Here is a 15,486-nt window from a genome sequence, read left to right as displayed (position 1 = left end):
CGCGCCGCGTGCGCTGATCGGGTGACCTCACCACGGGTCGACGCGCCGGGGCGCCGCCGGGCGGTCGGTGGGCGGGAGCGCCCGGGTGATCCAGCGGCGGGTGTCCGCCGGGTCGATGACGTCGTCGAGCTCCAGCACGGAGGCGGCGTTCACCGCCTTCCCGCGCCGGTAGGCCTCGGCCAGGATCGCGTCGTAGGCCTCTTGGCGCGCCGCCGGGTCCTCGATGGCCGCCAGCTCGCGCCGGAACGCCAAGCGCACCGCGCCTTCCAGGCCCATGCCGCCGACCTCACCGGTGGGCCAGGCCAGGGTCGCGACGGGGACGTGGACGCTGCCGCCCAGCATCGCCATCGCGCCCAAGCCGTAGGCCTTGCGCAGCACCACCCCCAGCACCGGCACGGACAGGTTGGCGCCGGTGACGAACAAGCGGCTGAAGCGCCGGACGGTCGCGGTGCGCTCGGCGTCGGGGCCGACCATGAACCCCGGGGTGTCGCACAGCGACAGCACGGGCAGGCCGTGGGCGTCGCAGAGCTGGAGGAAGCGGGCCGCCTTGTCCGCCGCGGGCGCGTCGATGGCGCCACCGAGGTGCCCGGGGTTGTTGGCGATGACCCCCACCGGGCGCCCCTCCACGCGGGCCAGCGCCGTCAGGACGCCCACGCCGTAGGACGGGCGCAGCTCCAGCACGGAACCGGTGTCCGCGAGCAGGTGCAGCACGCGCCGCACGTCGTAGGCCCGCACCCGGTTCTCCGGCACGACGTGGCGCAGCTCGCGCTGGTCGGCGCACTCCCAGGTGGGGTCGGGGCCGCGGAAGTACGACAGGTACCGCTTCGCGACGGCGACCGCCGCCGCCTCGTCCTCGACCAGCACGTCCACCACCCCGTTCGGCACCTGGACCGCCACCGGGCCGACCTCCTCCGGGGCGAACACGCCCAGCCCACCGCCCTCGATCATGGCGGGTCCCCCCATGCCGATGGTGGCGTCGGCGGTCGCGACCACCACGTCGCAGCAGCCGAGCAGGGCGGCGTTGCCCGCGAAGCAGCGCCCGGAGGCGATGCCGACCGAGGGCACCACGCCGTTGAGGCGCGCCATCGTGGCGAACGTGGGGACGTCCAACGCGGACACCGACGTGGTGTCGGTGTCGCCGGGGCGCCCGCCACCGCCCTCCGCGAACAGCACCACCGGCAAGCGCTGCGCGGCGGCGAGGTCGAGCAGCCGATCGGTCTTGCGGTGGTTCATCACGCCCTGCGTGCCCGCGAAGACGGTGTAGTCGTAGGCGAGGACAGCGCAGCGCACTCCCCCGACCTCCCCGACGCCGGTCACCATGCCGTCCGCGGGGCTCTTGGCGATCAGCTCCTCGACCGTGCGGCGCTGCCGCTGCGCGGCGACGGCCAGCGCCCCGTACTCGACGAACGTGCCGTCGTCGCACAGGTCCGCGACGTTCTCCCGGGCCGTGCGGTGCCCGGTGGCGTGGCGCCTGGCCACCGCCTCCCCGCGCGCCTCGTCCAACCCGACCCGGTGCCGCTCCAGCACCTCCGCGAGGTCGGCGCGCACCGCGGCCACGTCCACGGCCTCCTCGGTGGCGACGGCCTCGGCCTGCTCGTCGTCGGCGTCGAGGCGGACGAGCAGGTCCCCGTCGGCCACCGCGGTCCCCGCCGCGGGCCGCACCTCCACCACCGTGCCGGACACCCCGGCGACTAGGACGTGCTCCATCTTCATCGCCTCGACCACCACCAGCGGTTGCCCCGCCGCCACGTGCGCGCCGACCCGGGCGGGCACGTCCACGACGCTGCCCGCGAACGGCGCCACCAGGTCCGCCGAGGCGGCGCTCGCACCGTGCGGCACCAGCTCGGCGGCGAGCGCGTCGAGCGTGGTGGTGGTCCACTGCCCCGCGCAAAAGACCGGGTGGCGCAGCACCGCGCGCAGGAACCCCAGGTTCGTGCCCGGCCCGGCGACGCGGAAGTCCGCGAGCGCGGCGCCCGCCGCGTCCGCCGCCCGCGCCAGGTCGGTGTGCGGCACGTGCGTGACCACCTTGGCCAGCAGGGAGTCGTAGCGCGCGGTCGTCCGGGCGCCGCGGTGGGCACCGGTGTCGACCCGCACCCCGGGGCCGGTGGGCACCTCGAACTCGTCCAGGACGCCGCTGGTGGCGCGCGCGGAGCCGTCCGCCTGCGGTTCCTCCAGGTTCACCCGGCACTGCACCGCCAGCCCCCGCGGCGGCGGCACCGGGGTGACGCCGACGTCGGCGAGCGAGCCGCCGAGCGCGATCCCGAGCTGCGCGGCCACCAGGTCCAGCCCGGTCACCGCCTCGGTCACGGTGTGCTCGACCTGCACGCGCGGGTTGACCTCCAGGAAGTACCATTCCCGGCCCGCCACCAGGAACTCCACCGTGCCCAGGCCCGAGTAGGCGGTCTCGCCGGCGATGCGCAGGGCGGCGTCGAACAGCTGCTCGCGCACGTCGTCGGGGACGGTGGTGCACGGCGCGACCTCGATGAGCTTCTGGTGCCGCCGCTGCACCGAGCACTCCCGGTCCCCCACGTGCACCACGTCGCGCCCGTCGCCCACCACCTGCACCTCGACGTGTCGGGCGTCGGGCAGGTAGCGCTCCAGGTACAGCTCACCGCCGCCGAAGGCCCGCTCGGCCTCCGAGCGGCACCGGTCCATGGCGAAGGCCAGGTCCTCCCCGGGGTGGACGACCCGCATCCCGCGCCCGCCGCCCCCGGCCACGGCCTTGACGACGACGCTGCCGCCCGCGGCGAACCCGGCGGCCTCCCGCGGGTCGACACCGCCCGGGGTGGCGGGCAGGACGGGGACGCCGAGCCCGGCCGCCAGCTCCCGGGCCCGCGCCTTGTCCCCGAGCAGCCGCAGCACCCGCGGCGCCGGGCCCGCGAACACCAGCCCGGCGTCGGCGCAGCGCTGGGCGAACTCCGCGCTCTCGCTAAGGAAGCCGTACCCGGGGTGGACCAGCCCCGCCCCGGACCGCTCGGCCACCGCCAGCAGGGCGTCCACGTCGAGGTAGTCGGGCACCGGGTGCGCCTCGTCGGCGACGCGGGTGTGCCGGGCGTCGCGGTCGTCGCCGGTGAAGACCGCGACGCTGCCCACCCCGATCGACGCGGCGGCCCGGGCGACCCGGACGGCGATCTCCCCGCGGTTGGCCACCAGCACCCTCGCCCGGCTCTCACCCATGCGGGCGATCGTCGCACAGCGCGCCCGCCGGGCGCCGCGGCTCACATCCGCAGCACGAACCTGTACCGCACGTCGTTGGCGGCGAGCCGGTCGAGCGCGGTGCCCACCTCGGCCGCGGGCAGCACCTCCACCTCGGCGCCGATGCCCCGCTCACCGCAGAAGTCCAGCAGCTCCCGGGTCGCGGCGATGCCGCCGGACCCCGCGCCCGCGAGCCGCTTGCGGCCGAACCGCAGCGCCTGCGGGTCGAACAGCATGGGTGACTGGATGCCCAGCGAGCAGAGCGTGCGGTCGAAGCGCAGCGCGGTCAGGTACGGGGAGAGGTCGTGCGGGCGCGGCACGGTGTCGAGGATGAGGTCGAACCGCTCCCGCTGGGCCGCCACGGCCTCTTCGTCGGAGGACACCACCACCTCGTCCGCGCCCAGCTCCAGGGCCGCGGCGGCCTTGCCGGGCGACGACGTGAACGCCACGACCTCGGCGCCCAGCCCCTTGGCCAGCTTGACAGCGAGGTGGCCGAGGCCGCCGATGCCGATCACGCCCACGGTCTGCCCCGCCTCGACGCCCCAGGTGCGCAGCGGCACCCAGCAGGTGACCCCGGCGCACATCAGCGGCGCCACGGCGGCGGGGTCGAGCGCGGCCGGGCGGTGGTAGGCGAACGCCTGGTCGACGACGTACTCGTCGGCGAACCCGCCCTGGGTCATCGACCCGTCCACCCGGTCGTGGCCGCCGTAGGTGAGGGTGGGGAACTCGCGGCAGAACTCCTGGTCACCGCCGAGGCAGGCCGGACAGCGCCCGCAGGAGTCGACGATGTTGCCCACGCACACGGCGTCGCCCGCGGCGAAGCGGTCCACCGCGGACCCCACCTCGGTGACCTCCCCGACGATCTCGTGCCCCGGCACCAGGGGGAACAGCTCCGGGCGCTCCTGCCCCGGCTCGGGGCGCACGTGGTCGAGGTCGGTGAAGCACACCCCCGCGTGGGTCACCCGTACCGCCACGTCCGTCGGCCGCAGCTCGCGGCGGGCGAACCGCCACGGCCGCAGCGGCTCACCCGGTGCCTGCGCCGCCCACCCCGTCGTCATCCGGCCCTGCTGCACGTCCAACTCCATCCCGGTCGGTCCGTCCGAACACGACCGACCCTGCCGCCGGGCCGGATGGCGCACCATCGGTGGCGCGAGCCTGGGAACCGCAGGGCCACCCTCGCCCGGCACCGCCCGCGTACGGTCGGGACGTGGACAACGCCGCGCTCGCCGAGTTCCTCCGCGCCCGCCGGGCCTTGGTCCGGCCGCAGGACGTGGGTCTGCCCGAGGCGACCTCCGACACCCGCCGCCGGGTGGAGGGCCTGCGCCGCGAGGAGCTGGCGATGCTCGCCGGGGTCAGCGCCGACTACTACGTCCGCCTGGAGCAGGGGCGCGGCCACCGGCCCTCCGACAGCGTGCTGGACTCGCTGGCCCGCGCCCTGCGGCTGGAGGGTGAGCTGGTCGAGCACCTGTACGCGCTCGCCCGCCCGGCCCCCGGCGGCGCGGCGCGCACCACCGAGCGCGTCACCGACCTGGTGCAGGAGATGCTGGACGCCTGGACGATGACCCCCGCGACGGTGACGAACCGGCGGATGACCGTCGTCGGGGCGAACGCCCTGGCCTGCGAGCTGGCCCCCTGCTACACCCCGGGCACCAACCTGCTGCGCTCGCTGTTCCTCGACGGCGCCGCTGAGGACCACCACGTCGACCGGGAGCACGCGGCGGCGGAGACGGTCGCCAACTTCCGGGCCCGCATCGGCACCGACACCCACGACCCGGAGTTGACCACCCTCATCGGGGACCTGTCCCTGCACAGCCAGGAGTTCCGCGACCTCTGGGCGCGCCACGACGTGCACACCACCACCGCCGGGTCCAAGCGGATGCGCCACCCGGAGGTCGGCGTGCTGAGCCTGCGCTTCCACGCGATGCCGCTGGCCGACGGCCAGGTGCTGACCGTCCTGCACGCCAAGCCGGGCAGCCGCGACGAGCAGTCCCTGGCCCTGCTGGCCACCACCGCCCGCAGGCGCTGATCAGCCCTTGCCGGGGGCGGGGACCTTCTCGGGCTTCTTCTCGGCGGGCTTGCCGCTGTTGACGCCCTTGCCCTTGTTGGGGTTGTCCGCGGCCGGGCCCGCCGCAGCGGGGCCCGGACCCGCCTGCTTGACCTTGGGGTCGGCGCCGGGCCCACCGCGGCCGCGCTGGTCGTCGGTGGTGGTCTGGGTGGGGACGACCGCGGCCTGCTCGACCTGACCCGTCGTCGCGGTCGGGGCGGCGGAGTCGGTGCCCGCGGGGACGGAGGTGGCGGGGGTCTCCGCGGCGGGTGGTGCGGTGCCCTGGGAGGTGGTGCTGCCCAGGACCGCGGCCGTGGTCGCGACCGCCGCGACGAGGCCGAGGCCCGCGGCGACGAGGGGGGTGCGCTTGCGGCGCTCGCGCTGCGGGACGACGAGGATGGCCGTCGGGGTGCGCAGGGCCCGGGCGCAGTCGGCCGCCGACGGCCGGCGGCGCGGGGTCAGCGAGGTCATCAGGGTCAGCAGCCGGACGAGGTCGGGCGGGAGGTCGTCGGGCACCTGGGGCGGGCGGTGCAGGCGGGCGACCGCGGTCTCGACCTCGCTGCCCGGGTACTCGCGCTTGCCGGTCAGGCACTCCAGCAGCACCAGGCCCAGGGCGTAGACGTCGGCGACCGGCCCGACCTGGTCGCCGCGCACCTGCTCGGGCGAGAGGTAGGCGGCGGTGCCCACCATCCGGTCACTGCGCGTGAAGCGGGTGCCGCCGGTGAGCAGGGCCAGCCCGAAGTCGGCCAGGTGCGGCTGCTCGTCGTGGTCGAGCAGGATGTTCGACGGCTTGACGTCGCGGTGGACCACCCCGCGCTCGTGCACGTGGGCGAGCACGTCCGCCAGCAGCGCGCCGAGGTGGCGGACCTCGGCCACCTCCAGCCGCCCCTCCTCGACCAGGCGGGAGGACAGGGTGCGACCGCGCACCAGGCTGAGCACGACGTACGGGGTGCGCCCGTCGGTGCCCGCGTCGAGCACCTGCACCAGGTTCGGGTGCGACAGCCCCGACAGCGCCCGCACCTCGTTGGCGAACCGGCGCGGGTCGGCGATCTCCGCGGTGCCGGTGAGCAGCTTCAACGCCACCGGCCGGTCCAGCAGGGTGTCGTGCGCGAGGTGGACGTCGGCGGTCGAGCCGACGCCCAGCGGTTCGACCAACCGGTACCGCCCCGCCACCAGTTCCACACCCACCGCCTCCTCGCGATGTCGCCAAGGCCCGTCCACAGTACCCGCTCGGGTGACATCCCAGTGGGGGATGTCAAGGGGTCCTCGTCCTGCCTCGGTGGTAGCGGGGCCCGGGCGCGCCCGCCGAATCGGCGGTTACCCCTGACACCGGCCCGGTAATCCACGATTCCACCAGCGGATTTCCGAATCGAAGGGAGCACGCCCGATGGCGCTCACGGCCGAGCAGGTCACCACCCGCCCGGTGCCGTCCCCGGCCCAGGTGGCGCGCATCGCGGCCGTCGCGGACCCGGTGCTGCGCAACCTCGCGATCACGCACTGCTACCACGAGCTGTCCACGGCGCTGTCCCGGTTCACCGGGGCCGCGGCCAACTGGTGCACCTTCGCGGTGTGGGCGTCCAAGCAGGTCGGCCAGACGATCCGGCAGGAGGACGCGCGCCGGTTCGTCGAGCGGGTGCTCGCCACCTCCCCCGCGCTGGCCAGGGCGGTCGCGGGGCTGGCTCGGCGGGCGCTGCCCGCCGAGGCGCGCACGGGCGTCGAGCGGCTCGTGCACCGCTCCATCGCCACGCTGGCCCGCCTCGACGCGGCCAGCGAGGCGGGGGCGCGCGGCAACCTGAAGGTCTTCGCGGAGATCGCGCACGAGGTGGCCCAGTTCCTCGACGCCTTCACCGACGAGGAGGAGTTCGACGAGCAGCGGATCGGCGCCTTCCTCGCGACCCTGCGGGCGGGCCCGCCGCCATCGGGGCAGGAGTACCTGCGCCGGGCGTTCGCCGCCTACTACCGCGCCCGCTTCACCGCCGACCCGAAGGACCGCGCCGAGCTCCTGCTGCTGGGCAACGTGCTGATCGGCCTGCACGAGCAGACCCGCTTGCAGCCGGAGATCGCCGACGCCCTCAACGCCCCCGTGCTCGACCCGCGCGAGGTCGAGCGCGACCTGCTGGAGCGCCTGCCGCTGCTGCGCCCGGTGCTCGACAGGACGCCCCTGCTGGGCGTGGTGGTCGGCGCCGTGGCCGAGGTCGCCAGGCTGGTCACCCGGCGCGCGATCACCACGGTGCTGATGGCGCTGGCCCTGCCGGACGACTCCGCCCTGGACCTCAGCGACGACCTCACGGCCGCCTACCCGGCGGAGCTGCGCGAGCTGACCAACCCCGACCTGCTGGCCCTGCTCGGCCAGGTCGACCCCACGCCGGACAGCCTGGTCGGCACGGCGGCGGCCGACTGGGCGGACCTGCCGGACCGGATGCACTACATCGCGGACATGTTCCGCTGCTACGCGGTGGCCGAGACCCTGTTCACCCCGCCGTTCACCCCGGAGCAGGTCGCCGCGTTCGAGGCCGGTCGACTCCCCGCAGGCAGGCTCTGACCGGCACCGGGGTCACCGCTCGCCCAGCCACTGCGCCACGTCCCGGGCCGAGGCCTGGAGCACCCCGCCGTGGCTGGCGCCGGGGTAGGTGCGCAGGTCGACCGCCGAGCCCTGGGCCCTGGCCTGCTTGACCAGCGCGTCGGTGTACTCCGGCAGCACCACCTCGTCCGCGTCGCCCTGGGCGACCAGGACCGGCACCGCGGTGGGGCGGCGGGCGAGCTCGTTGGCGGCGAACCAGCCGCGCAACCGCTCGGCCGCCTCCGCGCTGCGCGGCTGGTACTCGCTGCCGGGCAGGTTGGCCTTGCTGAACGTCCCCACCAAGGCGTCGATGCACTCCGTCCGGGCGGGCTCGACCAACTGCTGCGCCCGCGACCCCAGGTAGTCGCCGTAGTCGAGGTCGGGGTGCTGGCTGCGCAGGCCGACCAGCATCATCGTGTAGAGCGCCTGCTCAGCGGGGACCGCCTGCGCGAGGGAGTCGACGTTGTCGGTCATGTTCGGGGCGGGCGCGTAAGCGACGGCGCCGACGAGCCCCGGACCACCGATCTCGGCGGCGGCCAGCGCGGCGTGCCCGCCCTGGGAGTGGCCGATGGCGACCCACCGGTCACCGAGCTCCGGGCGCAGGTCCCGCAGGGCCTGCACGGAGTCCACCACGGAACGCCCGGCCGACGCGGTGATCAGGTACGGGTGGTCGCCCGGGGTGCCCAGGCCCTCGTAGTCGGTGGCGGTGATGGCGTAGCCCTGCCCCAGGAACGCGCTGAACAGGTCCTCGTACCCGGCGAGCCGCGGGTCCGCGGAGGGGGCGCAGGCGTCCCCGATGCCGGTCGTGCCGTGCGCCCAGGCCAGGACGGGCCTGCCCGGCGCGGGTCGGGCGGGGACGAGGGTCACGCCGCTGACGGTGATCGGTTGGCCTGTGGGCGAGGTCGAGCGGTAGGTGATGCGGTCGACCCGTGTGCCCTCCGGGAGCCCTGCCGGGGTCGGCACCGTCGCGGCGCTGATGAGCACCTCCGCGCCGCTGGGGTGGCTGGTCGGCGCGGTGGCGGACGTAGCGGACGCGGCAGGCGTGGTGGATGTGGCGGACGTGGTGTTGGCGCAGGAGACGAGCAGGAGCGCGGCGAGCAACGCCCCGACCGCGGCCCCCACCCGGCGTTCGGTGCAGACGTTCATGCCTTCGACTGTGCCACGGGTCCGGATGCTTTTCTGTAAGACTTCGGTTTGAGGTTTGTCAGGGTATAGCCGCGCCCATCCGGGTCCAGGGGCCGCGTGGCTTGCTTGAACAGGTATTCGGCGCGTTCGTAGGACAACCGGTGGCGACCGGACACCGGGCACACGTCCTCAAGGGGCCCGGGACGGGTGGCGCGGCGATCGGTCAGGAACAGCGGGCCGTGGACGCGGTCACCGATCAGCTCGGGGAGCAGGGCGGCGGTGCCTGCGCGCCAACTGATCCACCGGTCGCCGGAGTGGGCGCGGCGGTCGTCCTGGTCCAGGTCCTGCACGTTCAACCCCAGCACCGCGGAAACGGGTGCGCCCGACTCGTGCAGCAAGCGCCACAACGCCTTCTCCCGCACCGGGACGTCCAGCGCCCACAGCGCGGCGAGGTCCACCTCCCGGACCACCACCGGTGGCTCGTCGCGGAACGGCACGACCTCGTGCCAGTCCACCCCGGCCCACACCGCGAACGAGCGCAGTGCCGCGCGGTGGCGGTTCCACGTCCTCGCAGCGGCCGAGTCCCACGCCGCGAAGGCCGCCGCGACCCGTGCGGCATCCACATCGGACAGAGCCACCCCGTCCCCGAGCGCGCGCCGGAGGCGGTCCAAGGTCTGCCGGTACGAGCGCACAGTGGACGGCCGCACGCCCGCCTGCGCCAGGAACTCCGCGCACGCCGCACCGAACGTGCGGGCACCGGAGGCGGGCAGGTCGGCGGCGCGGCGCAGCAGGAAGGCGCGCTCCGCCTGGTTGCGGGTCAGACCGGCCGCGCGCTCCAGCTCCACCCTGGCCTCGGCTCCGCGCCCGAGCGAGAGCAGCAGGTCGCCGCGCACGCTGGGCAGCAGGTGGTAGTCCCGCAGACCCGGGTCGCGGGTGAGCGGGTCGACCAGGGCCAGCGCCGCCTCCGGCCCCACCGCGCGGCTCACCGCGACCGCGTGGTTGAGCCGCACCACCGGTGTCGGCAGCAGCACCGCCAACGCCTCGTAGAGGGCGGCGATGCGGGCCCAGTCGGTCGTTTCGGCCGACGCGGCCTGGGCGTGGCACACCGCGATCGCCGCTTGCAGCACGTACGGCCCGGGGGCGCCGCCCGCCGCGCGCGCCCGCAGCATCGCGGCGAAGCCCGCGCGGATCGACAGCGGGTCCCACAGCGCCCGGTCCTGCTCGTGCAGGCGCACGGGTTCGCCGCGCGGGCCGGTGCGGGCGGCGGCCCGGGACTGCTGGACGTGCATGAGGGCGACGAGGCCGTGCACCTCCGCCTCGTGCGGCGCGAGTTCCGCGAGCAGCCCGCCCAGGCGCAGGGCTTGGGCGCAGAGCGCAGGCCGCAGCAGGTCGTCGCCCGCCGTGGCGGAGTAGCCCTCGTTGAACACGAGGTAGACGACCTCCAGCACCGACGCCAGCCGGGTGCGCAGCTCGTCGCCCTCGGGCAGCTCGACGCCGACGCCCGCCAGGGTGCGCTTGGCGTCGGCGACGCGCTGGGTGACCAGGGGTTCGGGGACCAGGTGCGCGCGGGCGATCTCGGCGGTGGTCAAGCCCGCGACCAGCCGCAGGGTCAGCGCCACGCGGGCGGCGGCGGGCAGGGCGGGGTGGCAGGTCAGGAACACCAGCCGGAGCACGTCGTCGGAGGTGTCGACGTGCTCCGGCCGCTCGGCCACGCGCGCGGCGGCCCGCTCGTCGCGGCCTGCGCGGCGCAGGTGGTCGACCGCCCGGCGCTTGGCCACCGCGACGAGCCAGGCGCCGGGGTTGTCCGGCACGCCCCCCTCCGGCCACTGGCGCAGGGCGGACTCCAGCGCGTCCTGGGCCAGCTCCTCGGCCAGCCCGACGTCGCGCACCACCCGCACGAGCGCGCCGACGACCCGGGCGGACTCCTGCGCCCAGACCGCCTGGAGGACGCGCGCGGGGTCGGTCACCGGTCGGCTCGGCTCAGGCGAAGACCTGCTGGACGCGGCTCTCGCCGTCGCCCACGATCCTGCGGAACCGCGTGGTCAGCTCGATGGCCTGCTCCCGGTCGGCGCACTCGACCAGCGCGAACCCGGCGATGGCCTCCTTGGCCTCGGTGAACGGCCCGTCGGTGACGGTCACCTCGTCGCCCGCGGAGGTGACCACCGTGCCGCCGGGCTCCAGCCCACCGGTGGCGATGAGCACGCCCGCCGCGGTGACCTCCGCGATGAACTCGCCCATCCGGACGATCAGGTCCTCGTCCGGGGCGGCGTCGGTGGGCTTCATCGTCATCAGGAACTGCATGGTCGCTCCTCGGTGGATCGGAACTGCTCTCGCCCAGACGTCGCGCAGCCTATCCGACAGGGAATGGAGTGATTCCCTGTCGCAGCTCGGCACCGACGTGGGGTGCAAGCAGTCCAGACCCCCGAAGGAGCAGACGATGACCGCCACCCTCTCCCCCGCTCGCCTCACCCCGGCCCACCTGCTGACGGCCGCGGGACCGCTCTGGGTGGCGGTGTCGTTCGCCCAGGCGGCGACGCGCGACGGGTTCGACCTGGGCACCGCACCGCTGAGCATGCTCAGCCTCGGCCCCGCGGGGTGGGTGCAGGTGCTGAACTTCCTGGTCGCGGGGGTGTTGACGTTCCTGGGAGCGTCCGCCCTGCCCGGGGTGTGGCCGGTGCGGCTGATGCGCGTCAACGGGGTCGGGTTGGCGGCCGCGGGGGTGTTCCCGATGGACGCGGGCACCGTGCTGACCTGGCACAGCTACCTGCACATGGCGGCCGGGACGGCGTCTTTCGCCTCGCTGGCGGCCACGTGCTTCATCCTGGCGCGGCGGTTCCGCCGGGCGGGTGCGCGTGGGAGCGCGGCGCTGTCGGTCGTGGCCGGGGCGGCGATGGCGTTGGGTGACCTGTGGGCGATGTCCGGTGGCGCGTGGGGGTCGGTCACCATCGCCGTCGGCGCGGCGGCCTCGATGCTGTGGGTTTCCACCGTCGCGGCGCGGGTCTGAGCACTGGGGCCTGCCCCACCGGAGGGGACGGGATCAGCTCGTTCGTCTTCGTGCCTGTTGGGTGGCGGGCTTGTGGAACACGCGTTAGCGCGGCTGCGGTGTGGCACCCTTGTCCAACTGGTCGTTGATGGCGTCGGCGGCCTCCGGGGACAGCGGTTCTCCCTCGACCAGGGAGAAGCCCAGTGCGGTGGCGAGCGCCCGGTGATGGACATCCACAGTGGACTCCACGGTCGCGGCGAACACGTCCGCGGCTGTGCGGGCGCGCTGCCAGGAAGCCACCAGCAGCACCACCCCGGCGACGGCCGCGGGCCACCAGAGCGCGGACAGCGCCAGCACGCACACCGACCAGCCCGCGAGCGTGCTCGCGAGGTCGACGCGGGCCCTGGCCTGCTGCACCAGCGCGCGGGTGTCGGCGTCGAGCACCTGCCACAGCCGCGGCCACACCAGGGCCAGGGACAGCCCGTACTGGGCGTCCACCCGGGTGTCCGCGAGCTGGAGGCGGTCACCGATCCACGTCGGCGTGGTGGGCAGGTACGCCTTCGGCAGGGTGGTGCCCGCGCGGGTCAGCGACCGGGCCGCGCGCCGGGCCCGGACCCCCGCCCACCACCGACCGGCCGGGGCGGCCGGACCGCGCCACCGGCCGTGCCAGACGGCTCGGGCGGCCGAGCCGAACACCCGGGCGAGCGCGCTCATCAGCAGGGCCGCGGCGATCCCCAGCGCGCCGAGGACGACGGCCTCCGCGGGCCTGCGGTTGATCAGCTCGCCCGCCCGCTGGGCCAGGTCCGCCACCCGCCGGGTGTCGAAGGGGCGGCCGTGGCCGAGGGCGCCCGCGACGACGGCGAGCACCAGCCAGAGCAGGCCGGGGCCCAGCGCGCCCGCGAGCCAGCGGTCCGGCAGCCGCTTGGTCAGCTCGCTGATCAGGGTGGTCATGCCGAGCGGAACCGCATCCGCTCGCCGGTGAGGTCGCAGCGGGGCGGCCTGCCCGCGTCGTCGCGGGTCGCGCGGCGGGCGCAGCGGCCCAGCGGGCAGCCGTAGTCGCCGACGACGCTGGCCGCGCGCAACCAGTCGACGGAGGCGGCGGCGAGGTTGCCGTCGCCGCGCATGGTGTAGCCGCGCTCGTCGGTGACCAGGCCCAGCTCGGCGCAGGCGGCCAGCGCGGAGCCACCCGCCTCGACCTCCTCGACGTGCATGTCCAGCCGGTCCGCCCAGTACCCGGCCGCGGCCTGCTCGCGCAGCCGCGGCAGCGATCCGCAGAACGCCGCGAGGGCGCGCTGCTCGGCGTTGGGTGCCTCCACCCGTCCCCCTCCTCCGGTGGTCGAGAAGCCGATCGCGAAGATACCGCCGCGACCGGGGAAGGGGAGGTCGTTTCACCTTGCCGGGCGGCGCAACCCCAGGCCGAGGCCGCCGACGACGAGCAGCAGGGCCGCGGACATGACCACCACACCGGGCCACGCCCAGGTCGTCCACACCTGGCCCGCGAGGCTGCCGAACACCGACGAGCCCGCGTAGTAGGCGAACAGGTAGAGCGAGGCGGCCTGCGCCGTGGTGGTGCCCGCGGCGTGCGCGCGGGCGGGCACCCAGCCGCTCGCCACCGAGTGCACGCCGAAGAAGCCCGCCGTCAGCACGGCGACGCCCGCGATGGTCAGCGGCAGCGACGAGCTCAGCGTCAGCGCCACCCCAGCGACGGCCAGCAGCGCGGCGGGCGGCAGGACGCGGCGGCGGCCGAGGGCGTCCGCGAGGCGGCCCGCGCCGGTGCTGGCGAAGCTGCCCAGGACGTAGACGAGGAACACCAGGCTGGTCGCGCCCAGCCCGAGGTCGAAGGGGGCGCTGGTGAGCCGGAAGCCGAGCGCGTTGAACACCCCGACGAACGCCCCCGAGGCGCCCATCCCGATGCCGTAGAGGGCCAGCAGGCGCCGGTCGGTGAGGGCGAGGCGGGCCATCCGCGCCAGCGAGCGCGGCGCGGTCGGAGCGGGGACGAAGCGGCGCGACGCGGGCAGCAGGACGGCCACCACCACCGCGCACGCCACCCCGAGGGCCGCCGCGGCGCCGAGCGCCCACCGCCAGCCCGCGACCTCGCCGAAGTAGCCGGTGACGAGCCTGCCCGCCATGCCGCCGAGCGCGGTGCCGCCGACGTAGAGCCCCGCCGCCCTGGCGTGGCTGTCCGGGTGCAGTTCCTCGCGCAGGTAGGCGGTGGCCACCGCGGGCAGCCCCGCGAGCGCCACCCCTTGCAGCAGCCGCAGCACCAGCAGCGTCCCCCAGTTCGGGGCGATCGCGCACGCGGCGGCCACGGCGGCGGAGGCGGCCAGCGACAGGTGGATCAGCCGGGTCCGGCCGACGACGTCCGACACCGGGCCCGCGACCAGCAGCGCGACGCCGAGGCCGACGGTGGTCAGCGACTGGGCGAGGGTGCTCTGCGCGCTGGAGACGCCGAACGCGGCGGCGAACTCGGGCAGCAGCGCCTGCGTGCTGTACATCAGGGCGAAGGTGGCCACCCCGGCGGCGAACAGCGCGCCGAGCACGCGGCGGTAGGGGCGGCTGCCGGGCTTGTGCCCGAGGTCTGCGGGGGACTCCAGGAGCGCTGTCACGCCGAACACCCTCCCCCCATCAGCGGTCATGCGTCCAATGTGGGAACCGGCGGATCTGCATGCACGCCACGTATGATGCGCGGCGTGCTGCTCCGCGACCTGGCCTGGATCACCGCGCTGGCCGACCTCGGCCACCTCACCGACACCGCGGCCACGCTGGGTGTGGCGCAGCCGACGCTGTCGCGGGCGCTGGCGCGGGTCGAGGCGGAGCTGGGCACCCGGCTGTTCGAGCGGCTGCCCACCGGCGTCGTGCCCAACCCGCACGGCGCGCTCGTGGTGACCGCCGCCCGCGAGCTGACCGCCCGCTACGAGCAGCTGCGCACCGAGCTGGCGGGCAGGCTCGACCCGGACACCGGTGTGGTGCGGCTGGCCTTCCTCGACTCCATGGCGACCTCGCTGGTGCCCGCCCTGCTGCGGGCCTTCCACGCCCACGCGCCCCGGCTGCGGGTGGTGCTGCGCCAGGAGCCCGGCCACGTCATCCTCGACGACCTGCGCTCGGGGGCCGCGGAGTTCGCCATCACCTCCCCGCGCCCGCCGGGTGGGCACGGGTGGATCCCGCTCCAGGACGAGCGGCTGCTGCTGGTGGTGCCGCCGGTGCACCCGCTGCGCGACCGCGATCGGGTGGCGCTGGCGGAGCTGGCGGCGGAGGAGTTCATCACCACCCCGCAGGGCTTCGGGTTCCGGGCGCTGCTGGAGGGCCTGTTCGCCGAGGCGGGCATCGCCCCCGCGATCTCGTTCGAGAGCGCCGACCTGGCCACGATCGAGGGCCTGGTGGCCGCCGGGCTGGGCGTGGCCCTGCTGCCGGAGCCGTTCGCGGGCCTGTCCGGGACGGTCGGCATCCCCCTCACCACGGCGGCGGCGCGCCGCACGGTCGGCCTGACGTGGCGCACCGGCGGTGACCTGACACCAGCGGCGGCGCGCTTCCTGGACTTCGTCCGCACCCTGCCACCCCACGAGCTGAGCCGCTGACGCC

13 protein-coding genes are annotated in these 15,486 nt (G+C 75.5%); 4 read left to right on the top strand and 9 right to left on the bottom strand.

Annotated elements, in window-relative coordinates:
- Positions 1-27: 27 nt before the first annotated feature.
- Positions 28-3,177, bottom strand: coding sequence for an acetyl-CoA carboxylase family protein (locus BJP25_RS09560; RefSeq protein WP_075974475.1), 3,150 nt, complete (start codon positions 3,175-3,177; stop codon positions 28-30).
- A gap of 41 nt (positions 3,178-3,218) precedes the next feature.
- Positions 3,219-4,280 carry an NAD(P)-dependent alcohol dehydrogenase gene (locus BJP25_RS09555; protein WP_075974474.1) on the bottom strand — a complete coding sequence of 354 codons (1,062 nt, stop codon included), beginning with the start codon at positions 4,278-4,280 and terminating at the stop codon, positions 3,219-3,221.
- 122 nt (positions 4,281-4,402) lie between these two features.
- Here BJP25_RS09555 and BJP25_RS09550 point away from each other — a divergent pair, with 122 nt between their 5' ends.
- Positions 4,403-5,221, top strand: coding sequence for a helix-turn-helix transcriptional regulator (locus BJP25_RS09550; RefSeq protein ID WP_075974473.1), 819 nt, complete (start codon positions 4,403-4,405; stop codon positions 5,219-5,221).
- Here BJP25_RS09550 and BJP25_RS09545 read toward each other — a convergent pair whose 3' ends face one another.
- Positions 5,222-6,421: a serine/threonine-protein kinase gene (locus tag BJP25_RS09545; RefSeq protein WP_233157980.1), complete on the bottom strand. Its 1,200-nt coding sequence runs from the start codon at positions 6,419-6,421 to the stop codon at positions 5,222-5,224.
- Between the two features lie 205 nt (positions 6,422-6,626).
- Between BJP25_RS09545 and BJP25_RS09540 the strand changes: the two genes are divergently transcribed.
- On the top strand, positions 6,627-7,781 hold the full coding sequence (locus BJP25_RS09540; RefSeq protein WP_075974471.1) for a hypothetical protein: 1,155 nt from the start codon (positions 6,627-6,629) through the stop codon (positions 7,779-7,781).
- Positions 7,782-7,793: 12 nt separating this feature from the next.
- Here BJP25_RS09540 and BJP25_RS09535 read toward each other — a convergent pair whose 3' ends face one another.
- The 3 genes from BJP25_RS09535 to BJP25_RS09525 are packed head-to-tail and all read right to left on the bottom strand — an operon-like array spanning position 7,794 to position 11,225.
- Positions 7,794-8,945, bottom strand: coding sequence for an alpha/beta hydrolase family protein (locus tag BJP25_RS09535; RefSeq protein ID WP_075974470.1), 1,152 nt, complete (start codon positions 8,943-8,945; stop codon positions 7,794-7,796).
- Positions 8,942-10,891: an RNA polymerase sigma factor gene (locus BJP25_RS09530; protein WP_075974469.1), complete on the bottom strand. Its 1,950-nt coding sequence runs from the start codon at positions 10,889-10,891 to the stop codon at positions 8,942-8,944. Before BJP25_RS09530 ends, BJP25_RS09535 begins: the two co-directional genes overlap by 4 nt.
- Positions 10,892-10,904: 13 nt before the next feature.
- Positions 10,905-11,225 (bottom strand): YciI family protein, encoded by a 321-nt coding sequence (locus BJP25_RS09525; RefSeq protein WP_075974468.1) that lies wholly within the window; start codon positions 11,223-11,225, stop codon positions 10,905-10,907.
- A gap of 136 nt (positions 11,226-11,361) precedes the next feature.
- On the opposite strand from BJP25_RS09525, the gene BJP25_RS09520 reads away from it, so the two are divergent.
- The gene (locus tag BJP25_RS09520; RefSeq protein WP_075974467.1) at positions 11,362-11,928 is read left to right on the top strand and encodes a DUF998 domain-containing protein; all 567 of its coding nucleotides are present in this window, start codon (positions 11,362-11,364) and stop codon (positions 11,926-11,928) included.
- Positions 11,929-12,012: 84 nt separating this feature from the next.
- Here the strand turns inward: BJP25_RS09520 and BJP25_RS09515 are convergent, their stop codons facing one another.
- The 3 genes from BJP25_RS09515 to BJP25_RS09505 form a co-directional block, all read right to left on the bottom strand.
- Positions 12,013-12,858: a hypothetical protein gene (locus BJP25_RS09515; protein WP_075974466.1), complete on the bottom strand. Its 846-nt coding sequence runs from the start codon at positions 12,856-12,858 to the stop codon at positions 12,013-12,015.
- Positions 12,855-13,223: a hypothetical protein gene (locus BJP25_RS09510; protein ID WP_075974465.1), complete on the bottom strand. Its 369-nt coding sequence runs from the start codon at positions 13,221-13,223 to the stop codon at positions 12,855-12,857. Before BJP25_RS09510 ends, BJP25_RS09515 begins: the two co-directional genes overlap by 4 nt.
- A 72-nt stretch (positions 13,224-13,295) precedes the next feature.
- Positions 13,296-14,513 (bottom strand): MFS transporter, encoded by a 1,218-nt coding sequence (locus tag BJP25_RS09505; RefSeq protein WP_075974786.1) that lies wholly within the window; start codon positions 14,511-14,513, stop codon positions 13,296-13,298.
- An 84-nt stretch (positions 14,514-14,597) separates the two neighbouring features.
- Between BJP25_RS09505 and BJP25_RS09500 the strand changes: the two genes are divergently transcribed.
- Entirely contained in the window at positions 14,598-15,482 is an 885-nt protein-coding gene (locus BJP25_RS09500) for a LysR family transcriptional regulator (RefSeq protein ID WP_075974785.1), read from the top strand.
- The last annotated feature ends 4 nt before the right edge of the window (positions 15,483-15,486 follow it).

This window comes from Actinokineospora bangkokensis (assembly GCF_001940455.1).
Classification (GTDB): domain Bacteria; phylum Actinomycetota; class Actinomycetes; order Mycobacteriales; family Pseudonocardiaceae; genus Actinokineospora; species Actinokineospora bangkokensis.
The sequence above is the reverse complement of the archived record's forward strand: the minus strand, read 5'-3'. Positions and strand labels throughout refer to the sequence as shown.

Bases quoted from the DNA above. Each gene is read 5' to 3' on its own strand.
- BJP25_RS09560 (WP_075974475.1), bottom strand. From the start codon at position 3,177: ATGGGTGAGAGCCGGGCGAGGGTGCTGGTGGCCAACCGCGGGGAGATC.
- BJP25_RS09555 (WP_075974474.1), bottom strand. From the start codon at position 4,280: ATGGAGTTGGACGTGCAGCAGGGCCGGATGACGACGGGGTGGGCGGCG.
- BJP25_RS09515 (WP_075974466.1), bottom strand. From the start codon at position 12,858: ATGACCACCCTGATCAGCGAGCTGACCAAGCGGCTGCCGGACCGCTGG.
- BJP25_RS09540 (WP_075974471.1), top strand. From the start codon at position 6,627: ATGGCGCTCACGGCCGAGCAGGTCACCACCCGCCCGGTGCCGTCCCCG.
- BJP25_RS09535 (WP_075974470.1), bottom strand. From the start codon at position 8,945: ATGAACGTCTGCACCGAACGCCGGGTGGGGGCCGCGGTCGGGGCGTTG.
- BJP25_RS09525 (WP_075974468.1), bottom strand. From the start codon at position 11,225: ATGCAGTTCCTGATGACGATGAAGCCCACCGACGCCGCCCCGGACGAG.
- BJP25_RS09520 (WP_075974467.1), top strand. From the start codon at position 11,362: ATGACCGCCACCCTCTCCCCCGCTCGCCTCACCCCGGCCCACCTGCTG.